Below are 18,933 nucleotides of genomic sequence, written 5' to 3'. Positions count from 1 at the left end.
GTCGTTGCTGCGCGGCGAGCGCGATCACGGCACGCAGATGCCGACGCCCGTGTCGGGCGCGAGCTCCCAGGACTTGCAGGTACTGGCGGGATCGACCTCGGCACACGCGGCATCGGCCTGGGGATCGTCGAGCGCACACATCGGCACGCAGCAGCCGCCTAGGCTGTTGTCGTAGCACGTGCCCGCCATGTCCAGTTCGATGCATGCGAATGTGGCCTGGCAGTCGTTCTGCCAGATGCATGGGTACTGGAAATCGCCGCGACTCCTCACGCGGCGCGGCCAGCACGCCCACTTGTCACTCAGTCGAATACAGCTGTCGGTCTCGAATGCACAGTCCTGTGCGAATGGTTCGCACTCAGACACGCAGACCAGGTCGTTCAATCCACCCTGACTGGGACAGAACGGTTCGCCAGGACATCCGGGGATTTCGGCGCTGCCGGAGCAGAGCGATTCGCACCGCCCGTGAAGATCCCCCGGCTCGCCTTCGACTCCCCAGCACAATGCTCCAAGCGGGCAATCGTCCATCAAGGCGCCGGGCTCTTTGTATGCGGATGGATCGACGAAGCACGGCTCTCTGAGACCCACCGCCGCGGGGCTGACTCCGGCGCACCACGACTCTATGCCATCCTCGATGAGCCCCGGCGAAGCCCCGTACTTCGCTGGAAGGCACTTCAATCCATCGGGGCAGTCTTGCGCATAGACATCACAACCGAACTCGAGAACTCCACCAGCTGATGACGACGCCCCGCCCGAATCCGGGCTACTGCCCCCATCTGCGGTGAGGCTTGTCGTCGGCGACTCGATCGTGCCGCTCTGGCAAGCGGCCACGAACGCGAGCACCGAGCCAGCCCATCGCATCTGCTGATCGTGCCCGCGTGTTCCTCGCTTGTCCATCGCGCCGAGGTCCGCGCTGGGTGGGACCACCTAAGATTGGCAATCTGGCCACCAATCGTGCGGCGCGGCAATGGCGCCCATTCGGCACCCGAGCGCCGCCAAGTTGCACGGCGCCGTTGACGCCGGAGTCCCCGCTTGAGTTCTCCGATTGACCCTCATCGCACTTCCTGCTAGCAGGAAGTGCGTGCCTGGGACTGACATGCGCATGCGCTGCCTTGAGTCGCGCCCGGACTCGGCGCGCACCGAACGTCAGGCATTGCAGACTCGAAGCAGTGGCACTGCGGTTCCCTCCGCTTTGGTCTGCGTGTCCTGGGTGCTAATGCTCGCAGTCGGGTGTAGCTACGATCAACCCTACCGCCTGCGACTTCATGTGCATGATGAAACGCAATGTTCCCCGTACGAGAGCGCGCTCACCGAGGCGATTGAGTTCTGGTCCGGCAGCGGCGTCGACGCGTTCGACTACGACGGTTGCGACGTGGACGTCTACTCGATGCGCCCGATTTTTCGCCAACTGGAAGCCGCCGAACACCTTCCCGGATACCGACCATACACGACCGCATTGGCGACACCTACGGACCATGTGCCGATATATGTGGTAGACGAGATACGTGTCGATGAAGGAGGCTATCGCGTCCACTTTGACCGCGGCGTTGCGCTGCCCAGTTCGATTCCCTACTGCCCGTCGCTCGTGGCGACCAAGATACCGGAGCCGAAAGTCCTTGCGCATGAATTAGGGCACCTGCTTTGGCTGGATCACTCTTCCGAACCGAACAACATAATGTCACAGTTCTTGCTGGAGTCGTTTGCGAATTACGGAGTCAGCTCGAGTCAGGTGGATTTTGGCAACAATAGCCTCGAACAGTGCAACACAAGAATGAAGCGGCGCGAGCGTCGAAACAGGTAGCGCCGCCGCGCAATCGGATGTGAACGAAGGCAACGGAAGAACGCATGAAGCAACCATTCTACATCTACACCGGCGAACCTAGTTCAGTTCGGTCATCCCAGTCAAACGAGCTGAACCACCTGGGAAATGTGCCTCGCGATGCGCGACACGTGGTGCGCGTCGGAGACGCGACGCGCATTGCGTATTCAGCATCCGCAAAACTCGCAAAGTTTGCGGCCCGCTGCAATTACCTTCGGCGTCGAGCATGCACAGCCGCCACTCATAGATCGATTGAGGTCGGCTTTGTGGGCGTCGTGTGCGGATGTGCAATCGAAGGTGACTTACCTGGCCCTCCGCCGATTGACAACTACGACACCGAAATGATTAGCGGTGGCGGCGGATCTTCTCAGACTGGCGCCGACTCGTCAGGAGGCACGGATTCCAATGCTGACTCCGGGTCGAGCGGCGGACAGCTCTGCGATCCTAGCATGGCTCAGTTCGACTGCTTCGGGTTGGCGGAAATGACGTACTGCCGGGATGACAACGGAAGCATCTGCACGACGTTCCCGATTCCGGGGCCGGGGGAGGAAGCCCCGCTTCTTGGATGTGTCGGCCCAGACGCCACGTCAGATGGGATTCACGTTGGGCTTAGTATTCCGGGCCAATGTGGAACCTGGGCCGGTGAGGGCTACGACTATCAGAATGCAGCGGACCCGATCGTCGCTGAAATCTTGGAGCGATGCCAGAGCGCCTGCGAAATCGATTTAGCCGGTGGCTTTGGTCCGCTGAGCGTCGTGGATGCCGCTGGAAATCACTGGAGCGCACAGGCGCCGACTTGCTACATTTATGGTGGCACATGGTCTTCAGGAGTGGGTGGCCCAGATCTGTCCGAGGCATTCGATGAGTGCATGTTCGACTTCGAGTCGGGCCTCCCCGGTCCGGCCGTTCAGCGGGATCCCATCGACCAGACGGTCATAGCGTGCAGCACCGACAGTTGTGCGAGCACATCGTGCAGTGCCTACGATCAGGCCGTCGCGCAAGCTGAGCATACCACCAACACGTCGTTGCGCAAGATTACAGCATGGATTCCAGTCGCGCAGGCCGAGGTCATCAAGGATGCACCCGCGAGTATGTTCTGCTCGCATGGGCGCTACATCTGGGGCAGCAGCGCGACGAACAGTCGATTTAGCGGGCTCGGGGTGGGCGACCTCTACTATACTCTGGGGTTCCGGAACAACGACCGTATCCTGAGCATGTGGCGCTTTAATCCCACGAATGGGCAGCAAATCGGTTCGACATACGCGATCAACACACCTCTCGATCTCTTTGACGCCTACGGTGGTTTGATGGCAGCGGCCGGGAACAAGCACATCGCAATAAAGATTCGCCGCGGCAGGCTCGACTGGACCGTGTTCGTGAACGCATCCTAACGGCCTCCGGCGCTCGACTCAGCCGACGCGTTCGCCGTTCGCCACGCAGATCCCGGCGCACGCAAGAATCCGCGCGAGCGGCTCGGCGCACGTGAATGCGTGGCCGAGCCGCCCTGCGGCCATTCTCCGCGCTCACGCCTGCATGCGGGCCATGATCGCGTTCGCGACCTGCTCGGGCACCTCGGCGTACCCGTGCATGGTCATCGCATGCGCAGCGCGACCGCCGGTGATTCCGGCCAGGTCTGCCGCGTAGTCGAACATCTCCGCCAACGGCACCAGCGCGACGAGGCTCGCGCGCTCGCCGTTGTCCTGCGTCGCGATCACCTGGCCGCGACGCCGGAGCAGGCTGCCACCCATGGCCCCGAACGCTGCGCGCGGTCCATCGACCTCGACGCGCATGACGGGCTCGAGCAGCCGGGGCGAGGCATCGCGCAGCGCTGCCCGCACGGCATCTCGCGCCGCCAGCTGGAACGCGAGATCGCTCGAGTCGACCGGGTGGGTCTTGCCGTCGACGAGCTCGACCTCCACACCCATGACCGGCGCGCCCACGAGCGGGCCGCTCTGCAGCGCCTCGCGCACGCCCTGCTCGCACGCGTGCAGAAACGGTCGCGGGATGCTGCCGCTGCGCGTGCTGTCGAGCATGCGCAGCGGGGTGTCGAGTTCGCCCGAGGGTCGCAGGAACCCGCGCACGCCCGCGTACTGCCCGCTGCCGCCACCGCTCTGCTTGCGATGGAGGTGGTCGAACTCGACCGGTGCAGTGACGGTCTCTCGATAGGCCACCTGGGGTGCACCCAGGCGAACCTCGAGCTCGTGCTCGTCGGCGAGACGCTCGGCGTAGATCTCGAGCTGGAGGATCCCCGTGCCCGAGATGAGTGTCTGCCCGGACGTCGCGTCGCGTCCCACCACCAAGGAGGGATCTTCGCGCGAGAAGCGGGCAAGGGCCTTGTCGAGTGCATCGAGATCGGCGTCACGCTTGGGCTCGATGGTGCGCGACACGATCGGCTCGGGCACCTCGAAGCTGGCGACCGCGAGCGCGAGCGGCTGGCCCGTGCGCGGATCGAACCCGCACAGGGTGTCGCCGGATTCGCACCCGGCCCCGAACAACCCCACGATCTCGCCGGCCTGGGCCGAGTCGATCGCGGTGGGATCGTCGGGGTGCAATCGCAGCAGTCGGCCGACGCGGATGCGCGTGCGGGTCCGAGGACACCACAGCGCGCCGCCGCGGGTGAGCGTGCCCTGGTAGACACGCACGTAGCCGAGGGTGCCGAAGCGAGTCTCGTCGAGCTTGAACACGAACGCGCAGACCGGGAGGTCGTCGTTCGCGATCAGCTCGATGTCGACGGGGCCCTGCGGCCCCGGCGAGCTCGCCAGGTTTCGCACCTCGCCGGGGTCGGGGAGATAGTCCACGACCGCGTCGAGCAGGGGTTGCACGCCCTGGTTGCGAAACGCCGAGCCGAACAGCACCGGCACGATGAGGTGGGCCAAGGTCGCGCGACGGATCGCCGCCCGCAGCAACGAGGTCGAGATCGGCGTGTCGCCGAGCGCGGCCTCGCATAGCGCATCGTCGTGGCGCGAGACCACGTCGATGAGCCGCTCGCGCGCGGCGGTTGCCGCTGCCACGAGCTCGCTGGGGATCTCCGCGAGCTCGACCCGCTCGCCGTGTTCGCCACGACAGCGGATCGCCTGCAGCTCGACGAGATCGATGACGCCGTCGAACGACGCCTCGACGCCGAGCGGCAGCTGCACCGGCACCGCCATGGCGCCGAGCTGCTCGCAGATGTCGCGGACCACCGCCTCCGGGCGCGCACCGACGCGATCCATCTTGTTGATGAACGCGATGCGGGGCACGCCGTGCCGACGCATCTGTCGATCGACGGCGATCGACTGCGCCTGCACGCCTTCGACGGCCGAGAACACGAACACCGCGCCGTCGAGCACCCGCAGCGCACGCTCGACCTCGATGGTGAAGTCGGCATGGCCAGGGGTGTCGATGATCGTGATGGCGTGCTCTCGCCACGTCACGCGGGTCGCTGCCGACTTGATGGTGATACCGTGGGCCTTCTCGGCCTTGGTGCTGTCCATCGTCGCGCCCTTGCCGAGCTTGTCGTGGACCTCGCCGATGCGGTGGATGCGACCGCAGTAGAAGAGAATCCGCTCGGTGAGCGTGGTCTTGCCGGCATCGACATGGGCGGAGATGCCGATGTTGCGCAATGTGTGGAGGGTGGCTCGTGTGGTGGTCATGGCGCGGGAATGCGGAGCCGATGCATCGCGCGCTCCCCATGCGCGATGCAGGACGAAGACGTCTTCGATCCGGCGACGCATTCGCGCCGGATCACCGGTTGTGGCTCGTCTCTCGCGTCCGCGGAGGTCCACCCCGCATGCGTACACAGCCTCGCACGGGCGGTTTCGGGCCCGTTCGAGCGATGCCCACACGACCGGGGCGCAATCGGTTCGGATGGAACGATGACGCCTCAGCGCGGACGCGCACGGCGATACCTGAGGCACCGCCGGGTCTGCAATAGAGTCGTCATGGCGGCACGCAACGTAGCAGCGCGCATGGGGGTCGTCAAGGCGAGCATCGGCCTTCCGAGGTCGTTCGGTCGGTGAGGCCCCGCCGGCGTCGACGTGGCGAACTTCGTCAGTCGGTGAAGTCCGGCGTCGCCGGGTCTTCGCGCAGGAAGATCCAGTCGATGTTGCGACCGGTGCTCGCTCGCCGCGCGGAGATCACGTCGGTACCGGAATCGGCAACCGCCGACTCCTCGGTACCGTCGCAGTACCAGGTGAACCGTCCGGGGCCACGGACGATCTCCTTGGTGTCGCCCTTGTGCAGCAGCACTTGCCCGCCACTGCCGACCACCCAGAGATCTTGCTCGCTGCACTTGTCCGAGGTCTTGCCGACGACCTTGCGCGTGGCAGGCCGCGGCGTATCGAGCCCCTCGACCCACAGGCGCACGTGGTAGCGCGCACCGCCGCCGCTCAGCTCGGCGAGCACCTCGGTGCTGCTGGACTCGAGGATCTTCACCTTGGTGTTGGCGGAGCCGTCGACCGACAGCTTGCGTCCGCCGCCGACCGTGACCACGAACATGCCGATCACGTCGTCGCCCTTGTCGCGGATGCGTTCGACGGTGGCCTTCGCCGCCGGTCCGAACGACGACGGCGCGGAGACGCCCGTCGGTGTGTCGAGGCTGCCGATGAAGCCGGCGATGTCGCCGAGCATGAACGAGATCGCGCCGGCCTGGGCGTTGTCCTGCTCGCCGATCGCGACCGCGAAATAGGCCCGATCATCGGCGCTGAGCTCACCCTCGAACAGCACGCGATGCTGCTTGATCAGCGACGCGTAGCCCATCTCCCACACGTCCGGCGAACCACTGGGCCGTATCGTCTTGATCTGCGCCGCACCCGTGCCCTGAGGCAGCGCGGCGATGTTGTAGTAGATCTCGTCCTCGCTGTTGCCGAGCGCGACGAGGTCGCTGACGCTCGGCGGCACCGATGCGCCCACCTCGGCGGCATCGTTGGGCAGCACCATCTTGAGGGCCATCCGCAGCCGCACGCCGACCTTCGGCTTCTGCGTCGGCAACGCGCGGCCGACATGCGACCTGGGCGCCACCGACGGCGCCGATGGGGCGGGCGCAGCCGAAGCGAGCTGGACGAACAACAACGGCAGCAGCGGGAGCAGCGAGGCGAGGGATGACATCTGCACCGCGGTCGAGTCACGGCCCGCGCCGATGTGACCGCAGGTGGCCGCACCGCGCGAGCGCGTGAACGACGGCGTCGGTGATCTCACCCGTGATCGATCCGCTGCTTGTAGATCACGCCGCTGCGCGACCACCCCAGCCGCTCGTACAACCGACCCACGCGATCGTCGTCGAGCCCCGTCGAGATGCCGAGGCCGATCTCCCGTGCACCGCGGTCGATGGCCCACGCCCGGAATGCCTCAATCAAGCGCTTGGCGGTGGTGGTACCGCGGTGGTCCGGCGCGACGAAGAACGCGGTGTCGTACGCGATGGTCTCGGGGCCGAACACGAAGGACTCGAGGTAGCCGGCCAGGAAGCCCACCAAGCGATCGCCGTGCTCGGCCACGAGGATGCAGTAGCGCGAGGGCGCGTCGAGGGCCATCGCCAGGTAGCCCGCGAGGTGTTGCTCGCTGAAGACGAAGTCGCGATAGACGGAGCTCGCGTGCATCGCTCGCGCGAGCTCGACGAAGGCGGGAATGTCGTTCAATCGGGCCCCGCGGATCATGGTCGCCTGCGCACGGCCTAGCGATAGCGAAGATACGCCGACGACATCGGACTGCCGGCGCCACCGCAGATGCAGACCTTCCACGACGTGATGACCTGGAGGCCGTGATCGAGCAGGCCCCGCTCGTAGGACTCGCGAAAGGTGAGCACTTCGGTGGCGTCGTCGAGGGCCATCGCGCGGTCGGTGATCCAGCCGCCGAACACCGACTTGCCGGCACAGATCGAGCCGTCGAAACCCATCACGATTGCATGCGTGAAGCCGCCGAGCACGGTCGTGAACTGCGTACCGGTGAGCAGCTCCAGGCACTGCGCCGTGCAGGCGCCGCCGGTGCCGGGCTTCTCGAACACGCGATGGTGGGGATAGGCGCCGCCGACGTCGCGCTGCGTCATCGCGTCGATGAGGCTCTGGTGGGTGCGGTGGCCGGCGCAGTAGACCTCATAGATCGCGACGTCGTGCGCTTGCGCGAGTCGGATGACGTCGATCATGTTCTGGCGGATGGTCTGCGTGCCCTGCTGCCGACCCAGCAGGTCGTTGCCGTCCATGTCGACCACCACCAGCACGGTGGCGGCATGCGAGGCCGCGACGAAGGTCGCGAGGTCGACCGGATCGCGGTGTCGCCAGGCCGCGTCGACGCGCCGACGGAATCGGATGGTTTGCTTCACGAGCTCGGGCTGATCGATGTGCGAGAAGCCGAAGAACGAGACCCACGCGCCGACCCCGTCGAAGTCGAAGGTCTCGTTGCGTCGGCCCTGGCACGACGTGATCACGCGTTGGTGGACCGCGGTCTCCATGACGTCGCGCTCGATGGTGTCGGGCACCACGACCTCGACCGTCGCATCCGCGGGGATCAACCGGAACCACCCCGGGTCGGTGCCGTTGGCCGAAGGCGCTTGGTTGCCGCCGCCCATGCAGCCCATCGCTACGCCTCCACCGCTGCGACCACGCGCTGCAAGAACCCGTACGCGTCGTCGAGCAGCGCGGCGGTGGTGGTGAAGCCCCGCGCCCACGGAAACTGCGGGTCGTCGTCGAAGTGAGCGCCGAGCACGAGCGTGAGCACCACGCACAGGAGGCTGCCGCGATCGTCGGTGAGGCCGTGCCGCGTCGCGGTCGCCTCGCCGGCGCGCAGCAAGGTTCCGAGCAGCCCCCGCCTGTCGAGCGCGCTGACCTTCTCGGGGTAGAGCGCCGCGAGCACGGGGCCGATCGCGTCGCCACGGCGCTGCATGGGTGGCACCGACCAGGCGCCCCACTCGAAGCTGGCGAGCCGCTGCAACGCCAGGCGCATCGCGACGCCGTGCGGCCCGGCGGTCTCTTCGACGTAGCGCGACACGAGGCCCGACAGCAGCGGCAGCTCGCCTGCAGCGGGGCCGCTTGGGGCCGAGGCGAAGAATTCGCCGACCCACGGCAGCAGTGGATCGCGGTCGAAGCCCGCACCGAGGATCAACACCAACTCGGTGACCGCGTCGATGCCCCACTCGGTGCCGGCGCCGAGTTGCTCGGCCCGGCGCATGCCGTGCTCGACCACTGCCCGCACCACTGCGGGGCCGAGCGCGGCGAAGTAGCGGCCGTGCCGGACGGCGAGACGCTGGGTCGCCTCGGCGACGAGGGTCGGCCGCACCGCGTCCTCGAACACCGAGAGCTGCTCTGGCCTGATCGCGAGCATGCGCGTACCGAGGCGATTGGAGCGGATCCACGCGCCGGTGTCCACGGTCGTCACCCCGGGCCCGCCACACAGCTGGCCACTGCGCCGGCCACTCGTCAAATGGATGGGATCGAAATGCCGCGACCGATCACCACCACGCCATGGACAAGCTCTCGTGGGTCATCTGGGTCTGCCTCTGCGTCGGCTGTGGAGGTCCGGCCTCGCTGGTCGGTGCTTCCACGGACAGCACCGGCGTCGTCGAGACCACGGGCCCGGCCTCGACCGGGCCCGACGTGCCCGCGAGCACTGGCGACGCGCCGTGCTACCCCGGCTACGAGGGCTGCGCGTGCACGCCCGAGGGCGCCTGTCTGCAGGGCCTGCAGTGTCTCTCCGATCTCTGCGTCGAGCTGTCCGAGGGATCCTCCTCGACCACCGTGGTCGACGACACGACCACGGGCACCGCAGGCGACTCGAGCAGCTCGGGGGCATCCGAGAGCTCCAGCTCCACCGGCCCGGAGCCGTGCAACGCCGACCCGCCGCAGTGCGAAGCCGGCGGCTCGACGCTGCGGACCTGTGTCGATGGCTCGTGGGTCGAGTCGGATTGCGAAGACGAATGCGCCCCGATGGCCTACGGCGCCGGCACGTGCGACGCGATGACAGCACAGAGCTGTGCTTGCTCCGAGCCGACCGACGACGCCTGCTGGCTCAGCGCCGAAGCGCTGTGCGTCTGCTACCAACAGTACGGATCGGTCTGCGGCACAAGCGAGCGTGACGCGTTCTACGCCAGCTGCGTCTCGGGCAAAGACCCGACGATCGCGTGCTTCGGCGACCACGTCGTGAACGGCATCGTCGACTGCCCGACCGCCATCGACGACTGCCTGTAGCACCTTGGGGCATGGGGCTCGGGCGTCGGCGTTCTGGCACGCCGCCGACGCGACGCGACGCGGTGCGGCCGGCACGGCGTCTACGCCGCCCCCTCGACCGCGGCCACGCGATCGCCGACGATGATCGCGACGCGATGACGCGCGAAGTCCCCAACATGGCCGCGATCCCGGTGGTCGAGAGCGGCGAGTCGTGGGCCACGCTGTACGCCGAGCTGCGCGCGGTCGCCCACGGGCTCATGCGGCGCGAGCGGGCCGAGCACACGCTGCAGACCACCGCGCTGGTCCACGAGGCGTGGCTCAAGCTCGGGGCCGACGACCTGCAGCACCGCGGGCAGTTCATGGCCGCCGCCGCGCGGGCGATGCGCTGCATCCTCACCGATCACGCCCGCGGACGCGGGCGCGCGAAGCGGGGCGCCGGCCAGGTCGCCAGCACCGACGTCGCGGTGGTCGAGGGCGGCGCGCTCGCGATCGCCGACGCCTATGGTGAACTGGTGGACCTGTTGGCGCTCGACGCCGCGCTCGATCAGCTCGCGAAGATCGACGAGCTCGCGGCCCAGATCGTCGAGCTGCGCTTCTTCGGCGGCTTGAACCACGACGAGATCGCGAGCCTGTGGAACATCTCGCGGCGCACCGTCGATCGCAGCTTCCGACTCGCGCGCGCCTACCTGCTCGAGGCGATGTCGGCCGCGACGACGGGGCGCACGGTTTGACGGCGTTGACGCCCGCTGGTCGCGCGCTCTTCCTCGAGCTCGTCGAGCTCGACGGGCCCGAGCGCGAGGTGCTGTTGGCCGCGCGGACCGCCGACGATCCCACGCTCGCCGCCGAGGTCGAGGCGCTGCTCGCCGCCGACGCCCGTGCCGACGGCTTCCTCGATCCACCCGCGGCCGTGCGCGCCCAAGACGACGACGAGCACCGCTTGGCCGGACGACGCATCGGTCGCTACACGGTCGGCAGTCGCATCGGCATCGGCGGCATGGGCACGGTCTACGTCGCCGAGCAGGATCGACCACGGCGCAAGGTCGCGCTGAAGCTGCTGCGCGCCGGCCCGACCACCGCCAACGTCCGGCGTCGCTTCGAACGCGAGGCCGAGATCCTCGGGCGGCTGCAGCACCCCGGCATCGCCGAGATCTACGAGGCCGGGACCTACGACGGCGATCTGGGGCCGATCCCGTACCTCGCGCTCGAGTTCATCCCCGACGCCAAGAGCGTGACGCGCTGGGCCGACGACGCGGCGCTCGACCTGCGGGCGCGGGTGCAGCTGCTCGCGCAGATCTGCGATGCGGTCGCGCAGGCCCACGCCCACGGCATCGTCCACCGCGACATCAAGCCCAGCAACATCCTGGTCGGCAGCAGCGGTGCGCCAAAGCTGATCGACTTCGGCATCGCGCGATGGCTCGACGATCCCGACGCCACCGGCGGCTACGCGACGCAGCTCGGCGATCTGCTCGGCACGCTGCAGTACATGAGCCCCGAGCAGTTCGACGCCGAAGGCCCGGGCCCGACCGCCGCCAGCGACGTGCACGCGTTGGGCGTCGTCGCCTACGAGCTGGTCGCGGGTCGCCTGCCCTATCCCGTGACGCGCACCAACGCCGCGCGCATCGCAGAGCTGGTGCGCACCCATGTGCCCGAGCCGCCCACGCGCACACGCACGCGCTGGCGCGCGCTCGATGCCGTGATCCAGAAGGCGCTCGCGAAGGATCCTCTCGGCCGCTACCCCGATGCCGCGGCGCTCGCCGCCGACCTGCGGCGGGCACTCGCCGGCGAGCCGGTGCTCGCACGCAGCTCCGTGCTGGGCCATCGATTGCGCAGCGCCGCCTGGCGACACCGTCGCGCGCTGCCGTGGGTGGGCGCGACCGCGTTGGCGATCGGCGCGGGCTGGGGGCTACAACGCGCACGCGAGCCGCCGTCGCAGCCGACGGCGCTCGACCCTGGGCCGCCGCTCGCATCCGCGTCGGTGGCGGTCGACACCACACGCGCGGACTATCGCCATCACATCGCGGGCGCCGAGCGGGCACTCGCGGCCGGCGACATCGCGCGGGCCAAGGTCGAGCTCGGCGCGTGCGCGGTCGCGTTGCGCGGATGGGAGTGGCATCGCCTGTGGTCCGCGATCGACCGCAGCGTCGGCGTGGTGCCGCTGGGCGCACCCGTGCGCTGGCTGGTCGGCGCGGTCGATCGTGGATGGTTGGTCGCAGCCACCGAGGACGGCGTGGTCCACGGCCTCGAGGCGGTGCCGGATTCCGGGCGTGTGCCGACGTTCGCGCCTCGCTGGCGCACTGCGATCGACGACGAGATCACCGCGCTCGCGCTCGACCCGATGCACGACATCGTCTACGCCGGCAGCGACGGCGGCCGCATCCATCGACTGACCGTGGCCGCGGGCCAGGTGCTCGCACCCATCGCGGCCGGGCCCGCGGTCGACGGCCTCGCGCTGCGCGAGGATGGGCGTGAGCTGGTGGTGACACGGCGTGACCGGGGGCTCGAGCGCCTCGACGTGCAAGACGGTCACCGCATCGCGCGGGTCGAGCTCGCCCGCGGGCTCGCCAACCTCGTCCTCGCCGACACCCGCGTGTTCGGCACCTGGACCTCGTGGGGCGTCGACGAGGTCGATCTGCGCACCGGCGCGCAGCTTCGTAGCTTCGACGGCGACGAGGGCGTCGAGGCCATCCTCGTGGACGGTCGTTCGATCTTTCTCGGCGGCTGGGACGACCGCATCCGCGCCTTCGATCGCGACGATCGCACCGCGGTGCGGACCTTCGAGTCCGAACCCGACGGGCTGGTCGATCTCGTCGCGCTCGCCGACGCCACGATCCTGTCGGCGGGACGCGACGCCGCGATCACCCGCTGGCGCCCCGAGGCCGGCGTCGCGATCGATCATCTGCGGGGGCACGATTTCGGCGTCGAGGCCCTGGTCGTGGGTCCACACGATCGCTGGCTCGCCTCGGCCTCGCTCGACGGCACGGTTCGGCTGTGGTCCCTCGAGGAGCCCGCCATCGATCGCGAGCTGCGTGGCAGCGGTGAGAAGGTCCAGGCGATCGCGTTCGACCGCGACGGTGCCCGCGTGATCGCCAGCATCGGCGCGCAGTGGGGCAGCTTCGAGAAGGCCGCCGTGCGTGCGTGGTCGGCGACCGACGATGCCGACTCCACCGTCGTCATGTTGCACGATCATGCCGTCACGACCGACGCGATCGCGGTGGCGCCCGACGGCCGTCATGTCGTCACGGCCGACCGCGACGGCGTGGTGCTCGTGCGCGACGGCGTCGACCTGCACCCCATCGCCCGCAGTGCCCACGGCGCCAGCGTCGAGGCGCTCGCGTTCGTCGATCCCGAGGGCCGTCGCTTCGTGAGTGTCGGCAGCGACGGCACCGTCGCGTGGTGGCTGGTCGACGGCACCGCGCTCGGTCGCCGCGACGCCGAGGTCGGTCCGCTGGTCGCGTCGTGCGTGATCGGTGACGCGATCGTCGTCGGCGGTCCACGGGGCCTCGCGCGACTGCGGGACCCCGAGCACGCGGCGACCCGCGTGGGCGACTTCGCCGACGTCACCGCGCTGGCGGCCATCGACGATCACGAGCTCGTGCTCGGCCACGGCGACGGCACCCTGACCCGCGTCGCCCTCGATGGCGCCGTGGTGCGCTGGAGCTCACCGACCTTCGGCCGCGAGATCACCGGTCTCGCCGTCTCGGGCGACGGCACCCGCATTGCGGTTGCGAATCGCGACTACCGCATCCGCCTGCACGACGCCGACGATGGCGCCTTCCTCATCACCGTGGGCGCGCACGCCTCGGTCGCGACCACCGTCGCGTTCTCGCCCGACGGACGCACGATCGCGTCGGGTGGGTACGATCGCGTCGTGCGGCTGTGGCGGGCGCCGAGTACCTCGACACAGCGATAGTGATGGGTCAGAACGCCGTCATGGCCGCGACTCCGCAAGGCGCCGTGCCGCCGGAATACCGGGCGTATTTCAAGGTGCGGCAACGCAGCGAGGCGCGGTCAGGGCGGTGTCATGGCCCGTCACTATCGCTGTGTCGAGGTACTAGTGCCGCTGCGCGGCGGTGAACCGCCCAGCGACGCGATGCCGCGCGGGCGAGCGCGTCGCGGGTCGCGGGCCGGCCGCGGCTCGCCTCACGCGTAGAGCGACTCGATCAGCCCGGTGCCGCCGTCGCCGAACGAGGTCAGATCGTCGAGCCCCATCACGCGGGCGAGCGTGAACAGCATGTCCTGGTAGCTCGGCCCCGACAGCTTCAGGTAGCGACCGAGGCCAAGCCCCGCGTTCTTCCCACCCGCGATCACGAACGGCATGTCCTCGCGGCCGTGGGTGTAGTCGCCGATGCCGAGCTCCATGCCCCACACCAAGACGGTGTTGTCGAGCACGCGGCCGTCGCCCTCGGGGATCGCCGCCAGCAGGCCGATGAGGTCGGCGAATTGCTGCGCGTGGAAGCGATTGATGCCGAGCAGATCGTCGGCGGGGCCGACGTGCGCGGCGTTGTGGTGGCCGTTGTTCACACCGATCTCGTCGTACATCCCAGACTCGATGCCGCCGTAGCCACCCACGCGCAGGGTCGCGACGCGGGTGATGTCGCAGCGGAATGCCTGCACCACGTTCGCGAGCTGTCCGGCAAAGGTCGCCACCAGGCCGTCGCCCGCCGGTGCGCTGCCGAGGTCACACGAGACCGGCGTGTAGGGCTGCTCGAGATCCTGCTCCTGCGCACGCACCAGCGTGAGGTGCTCGTCGAGCAGCACGCGGGCCTCGGTGTCGAGCTGGCCCTGCAGCGCGGTGAGGTCGTTGGCGATCACATCGAGCACGCTGCGCTTGCGTGCGCGGCGGGCCTCGGCCTGCTGTGGATCCTCGTTGGCGAGGCCGAAGAGGCGATTGAACGCGCCTGCCGGCGAGCCGATCGCCGGCACCGGCAACCCGCTCGCCGAGAAGGTGATCTGATCCTCGAGCGAGTTCTCCGGCGCGACCCCGAGCTCCAGGCTCGGCAGCGCCGAGCCGGCACGGAAGCGCTCGGCGAGCAGCTGATCGAGGCTCGGGCCGCCCGTCGCACCGGCTTCGATGCCGGCGCTCGGGCGCCCCGTGAGCGCCTCGCTGGTGCCCTGGTGATGGCTGCCGGGTCCCGCGACGCCGTGCACCAACAGCAGGTCGGCGCGGTGCAGCTCGAGCGGTGTCATCGCGCCGCGCAGGTCGAAGTCGGTCACGCTCGGGTTGGTGGGCACGATGTGCTCGGTGAGGTGACCGTTGCCCGTGAACATGAAGAAGAAGCGCAGCGGCGGTGGCTCGCCGGCCCCGCGGGCGAGCTTGCCGAACAGACCGGTGAGTCCGGCCGAGGCACCGACGGCGGCGATCGAGCGCAGGAATCGACGACGCGCGGGACTGACGGGGAGGTGCGAACGCATGCGGGTCATGGCTGCTGCTGCCTGTGGGTGAACGCCGAGGTCGCGGTGATCGACACCAATGCGTCGTGGATGCTGCCTTCGGCGAGCGCGGCTTCGACGGTCGCGAGGCTGTCGGCGTCGGCCTCGGTCTCGAGGCGACCCAGGGAGAAGCGCAGCCACTGCTTCGAGAAGCAGGCCACGGCCTCGGGCGACTCGGCGACCAACCGCGCGAGCTCGGCGGCGCCGGCGACCGTGCCGTCTTCGACGCCGATCGCCGGCGCACCGCCGGTGGGATCGACGGGCTTGCCGTTCTCCGAGGTGCGATGGCGACCGATCGCGTCGAACTCCTCGAAGGTGAAGCCGATCGGATCGATCAGCTTGTGACAGCTGGCGCAGGTCGGATCGGCAGAGTGCTGCTCCCAGCGCTCGCGTGTGGTCGCGCTGGGATCGGGCGGCGGTGGTGAGATCATCTGGCCCGGTGGCGGTGGCGGCAGCTCCTGACACAGGACCTGCTCGAGCACGAAGACCCCGCGGCGCACGGGTGTCGTGGTGTCGAAGGTCGATGTCACCGCCAACACCGAGGGCTGCGTGAGAATGCCGGCGCGCTCGGGTGGCAGCGTGGTCTGCTCGGTGGTGCTCGGCGTCGCGAGACCGTAGAGGAACGCGCTGCGGGGATCGGGCCACGAGTAGTCCGCCGAGAAGAGCGTGCGGAGGTCGGCCTTCTGCGCGAACACCAGCTCGCGGACGAAGCGCTGGGTCTCGCTCGCCATGCCCGCGGCGACGTCGTCGTTCCAGTCGGCGAACAGCGTGGGGTCGCGATCGAGGTCACCGAGTCGATTCAACCACAGCAGCTGCGCGACGAAGCGCTGCACCGTGGCCTCGCCGCACGGCGAATCCAGCAGCCGCACCACGTGGGCCTCGAGCTCGGCGTCCGACAACGCATCGGCGGCTGCGGCGGCCCGCAGCTCGGCGTCGGGCGACGACTCACACAGCGCATAGCTGAGCCGCGACGCTCGCTCCCACGCATCGAGGGCGAACAGACCCGGCTGATCGGGCTCCTCGGTGCCGACCTCGACCAGGTAGAGGAACGAGGGGTTGGCGAAGATGGCCTCGAACACCATCTTCAGCGCCTCGCCCCAGTCACCCTCGGCGGCGTCGACGAGCGCGACCAGCTGCTCGCGTCGCTCGGGCGCGAGCGGTCGGCGGAACGCCAGCGGTGCGAGGCGGTCGACCACCGCGGTGATGCAGGCGCGACGCGCTGCGCTCTCGCTCGATGCGGGATCGGCGGGGCCATCGACGGTCATCCCGCGCACGAGCAGGCTGAAGTTGCCAGTGCCGTCGAGCTCGTAGTCGACCACGCCGGTGCCCTCGGCATCGACCACGATGGTGACCTCGTAGGGCGCACCGTCGTAGGACGTGAAGGTCTGCACCGGCGCGCCGTTGAACATCACGCGCAGCTCGGAGCCCGCGCCGTCGACGACGTCGATGTTCAGTCCGACCACGTAGGTGCCGGGCGCCGGGAACAGGTGCCCGTACGACAGCGTGGCCTCGGTCGCGTACTGCAGGAACAGTGCGTCGGGCACGTCGGTGGGTTGCAGCGCCCAGTCCGGGCCGGCCGCGAGCCCGGTGCCGGGGATCTCCGCCAGCTGCGGCGGAGCCAACGGCGGCAAGATCGCGTCGGCGCATTCGGGCACGCGGTCGTCGAGGGTCTTGCTGGCGACCAACATCGTCGCGGCCTCGCGCGCGACGGCGGCGAAGCCCTCGAGGTGGGCCGCGCTCACGGTCTGCGCATTGACGATGCGATCGAAGGTCTCGCCGAGGCTGTCGGGTGGCAGATCGTCGAGCGTGGTCGGCACCACGCCGAGCACGTCACGGTAGCTGTTGCCGAGCTCCGCGATCGACAATCGTCGTACCGCCGCCGAGCTCGCGACCGGCGGCGCATCGTCGTCGTCACCACCGTCGTCGGCACCGGAGCCGGCCTCCGAGCCGGACGCGGTGCCATCACCGTCGCCGTCGGCCGCTGCAGGATCACCGTGGCCGCGGTGGCATGCGGTCGCCAGCGCCAGCATCGCGGGGAGCAGCCGACGGGCGTCGACCCAAGGGGAGCTTCGGGGCATCGCTTGCTACTGCGACGTCGGCGAGCCGAATGCGACACGCCCGGCGTCGTTTCGCCCGTGGTCGACCGCGAACGTGAAATCGACGTGGTCCAGCGCACGTGATCACGTCGTGCGCCGGCCGAATCCGCGAGGTCGGCCCCCGCGCCGCGATCAGTGCGCGGCGTGGATCTCGTACTCGTCGATCACGTCGCCCGCGAGGGTCTTGAAGTACCCGCGCGCCTTGTACGGGTCGCCGTCGACGTAGAAGTCGATGAACGTGACGCCGATCTCCACCGTGAACTCGGGCACCTCGTCGCCGTTGTCGACGTAGTAGTCGCTGGTGAAGACGGTCGCCCACCAGGTGTCGTCGGCATGAACCGGATCGAAGTCGCGGATGCCGACGCCACCCAGGCCCGACACGAACACATAGGTGCTGCCCGGCCCGACCTGCATGACCTCGGGTTCACCGATCGCGCCGTGACCACCGTCGTGGTTGCCGAGATCCGTGAGGGTGTACGTGCGCTCGTACGAATGCTCGTGGCCGGTCGCGATGATGGCCCCCGCGGCCTGGCACGCCTGGTATGCGCCCCAGCCGACCTCGTTGCCCTTGTCGCCGGTCTGCATGTCGTGCTGGTTCTTGTGCCAGCCGCAGACCTTCCAGATCGCGTCGCTGCTCGCGAGCTCGCTGGTGATGAAGTCCTCGTGGCTGACGTCGCCGGGCGGATCCATGGTGCCCACGCCCGACAGCACCATGTCGAGCCCGCGGTACTTGCAGCCCATCTGGATGCCGATCTCACCCTCACAGTCGGCGCCGGCGATCGGCGTGAGTCGATCCATCAGCACCTGACGGTAGCCATCCCACTCGGCCTCATCGTGGTTGCCGGCGACCGCGAACACCGGGAAGTCGGTGCCGAGGCCCTCGTCGAGCTGCTCGTGCCACGCAGTGGGGTTGTCGTCGTAGTCGTAGTCGCCGAGGATGACCAGGAAGTCGGCATCCTCCGCGAGCACCAGCTGCAGCGAGGCCACCGAGTCGGGGCCGAGTCCGTGGTCGCCGAAGAACGCCACGCGCAGGTTCTCCTGCGTGGCGCCCTCGGGCACGCCGCCGGTCGAGCTCGATTCGCCGCCATCGCTCGAGCTCGCGCCACCGCTGCTGTCGGCGGCGGTGGTGCTGCTCGCCGTGGTCGACGCAGTGGTCGACGCCGTGGTGGTGGCCGTCGTCGCGCTGCTGTCGCCACTCGCGGCGCTGGTGCTACCGCCCGAAGACCCCTCGGCCATCGCGTCGCCGTCGCTGCCGCACGCGCCGACCAGCACGAGCCACGAACAGATGCCGAGCCACTTCGAGGAGCATTGCGGGAGCGTCACGAACTTCTTGTCGCATGCCATCGTGTCCGCGGACAAACTACGTAGCGTCATCACTGTGACAACCTGTCATCCGCGCCGCGGTCCCCACGGGAACGCCTGCGGGCATCGCCGCAGCAGTAGCGCCACTCACTGCGCC

The 18,933-nt window shown here is 68.9% G+C and carries 14 protein-coding genes; 5 read left to right on the top strand and 9 right to left on the bottom strand.

Going from position 1 to position 18,933, the window contains the following annotated elements; genetic code table 11:
* Nucleotides 1–24: 24 nt before the first annotated feature.
* Entirely contained in the window at nucleotides 25–189 is a 165-nt protein-coding gene (locus IPH07_36080; protein MBK6922863.1) for a hypothetical protein, read from the bottom strand.
* 904 nt (nucleotides 190–1,093) lie between these two features.
* Between IPH07_36080 and IPH07_36075 the strand changes: the two genes are divergently transcribed.
* Both IPH07_36075 and IPH07_36070 read left to right on the top strand, forming a co-directional pair.
* Entirely contained in the window at nucleotides 1,094–1,798 is a 705-nt protein-coding gene (locus IPH07_36075; GenBank protein MBK6922862.1) for a matrixin family metalloprotease, read from the top strand.
* A gap of 467 nt (nucleotides 1,799–2,265) precedes the next feature.
* A complete protein-coding gene (locus IPH07_36070; protein MBK6922861.1) occupies nucleotides 2,266–3,207 on the top strand; it encodes a hypothetical protein in 942 nt (313 codons plus the stop codon).
* A gap of 132 nt (nucleotides 3,208–3,339) precedes the next feature.
* Here the strand turns inward: IPH07_36070 and fusA are convergent, their stop codons facing one another.
* From fusA to IPH07_36045, 5 genes are all read right to left on the bottom strand, one after another.
* The gene (gene fusA / locus IPH07_36065; GenBank protein ID MBK6922860.1) at nucleotides 3,340–5,448 is read right to left on the bottom strand and encodes an elongation factor G; all 2,109 of its coding nucleotides are present in this window, start codon (nucleotides 5,446–5,448) and stop codon (nucleotides 3,340–3,342) included.
* 397 nt (nucleotides 5,449–5,845) lie between these two features.
* Complete coding sequence (locus IPH07_36060) at nucleotides 5,846–6,991, bottom strand: hypothetical protein (GenBank protein ID MBK6922859.1); 1,146 nt, start codon at nucleotides 6,989–6,991, stop codon at nucleotides 5,846–5,848.
* Complete coding sequence (locus IPH07_36055; GenBank protein ID MBK6922858.1) at nucleotides 6,988–7,428, bottom strand: GNAT family N-acetyltransferase; 441 nt, start codon at nucleotides 7,426–7,428, stop codon at nucleotides 6,988–6,990. The genes IPH07_36060 and IPH07_36055 overlap by 4 nt, the downstream gene beginning before the upstream one ends.
* A gap of 35 nt (nucleotides 7,429–7,463) precedes the next feature.
* Complete coding sequence (locus IPH07_36050) at nucleotides 7,464–8,363, bottom strand: hypothetical protein (GenBank protein MBK6922857.1); 900 nt, start codon at nucleotides 8,361–8,363, stop codon at nucleotides 7,464–7,466.
* 2 nt (nucleotides 8,364–8,365) lie between these two features.
* Nucleotides 8,366–9,160, bottom strand: a complete 795-nt coding sequence (locus IPH07_36045) for a hypothetical protein (protein ID MBK6922856.1) — start codon at nucleotides 9,158–9,160, stop codon at nucleotides 8,366–8,368.
* 86 nt (nucleotides 9,161–9,246) lie between these two features.
* Between IPH07_36045 and IPH07_36040 the strand changes: the two genes are divergently transcribed.
* The 3 genes from IPH07_36040 (at nucleotide 9,247) to IPH07_36030 (ending at nucleotide 13,858) form a co-directional block, all read left to right on the top strand.
* Entirely contained in the window at nucleotides 9,247–9,969 is a 723-nt protein-coding gene (locus IPH07_36040; protein MBK6922855.1) for a hypothetical protein, read from the top strand.
* A 155-nt stretch (nucleotides 9,970–10,124) separates the two neighbouring features.
* Nucleotides 10,125–10,679 (top strand): RNA polymerase subunit sigma-70, encoded by a 555-nt coding sequence (locus IPH07_36035; protein MBK6922854.1) that lies wholly within the window; start codon nucleotides 10,125–10,127, stop codon nucleotides 10,677–10,679.
* A 5-nt stretch (nucleotides 10,680–10,684) separates the two neighbouring features.
* Complete coding sequence (locus IPH07_36030) at nucleotides 10,685–13,858, top strand: protein kinase (GenBank protein MBK6922853.1); 3,174 nt, start codon at nucleotides 10,685–10,687, stop codon at nucleotides 13,856–13,858.
* A gap of 230 nt (nucleotides 13,859–14,088) precedes the next feature.
* Here the strand turns inward: IPH07_36030 and IPH07_36025 are convergent, their stop codons facing one another.
* From IPH07_36025 to IPH07_36015, 3 genes are all read right to left on the bottom strand, one after another.
* A complete protein-coding gene (locus tag IPH07_36025; protein ID MBK6922852.1) occupies nucleotides 14,089–15,369 on the bottom strand; it encodes a DUF1552 domain-containing protein in 1,281 nt (426 codons plus the stop codon).
* On the bottom strand, nucleotides 15,366–17,456 hold the full coding sequence (locus tag IPH07_36020) for a DUF1588 domain-containing protein (GenBank protein MBK6922851.1): 2,091 nt from the start codon (nucleotides 17,454–17,456) through the stop codon (nucleotides 15,366–15,368). The genes IPH07_36025 and IPH07_36020 overlap by 4 nt, the downstream gene beginning before the upstream one ends.
* 150 nt (nucleotides 17,457–17,606) lie before the next feature.
* Nucleotides 17,607–18,848, bottom strand: a complete 1,242-nt coding sequence (locus IPH07_36015) for a metallophosphoesterase (protein ID MBK6922850.1) — start codon at nucleotides 18,846–18,848, stop codon at nucleotides 17,607–17,609.
* Between the last annotated feature and the right edge of the window lie 85 nt (nucleotides 18,849–18,933).

The sequence above is a fragment of the Deltaproteobacteria bacterium genome (assembly GCA_016709225.1).
Lineage (GTDB): Bacteria > Myxococcota_A > Polyangia > Nannocystales > Nannocystaceae > Xiheibacterium > Xiheibacterium phototrophicum.
The sequence above is the reverse complement of the archived record's forward strand: the minus strand, read 5'-3'. Positions and strand labels throughout refer to the sequence as shown.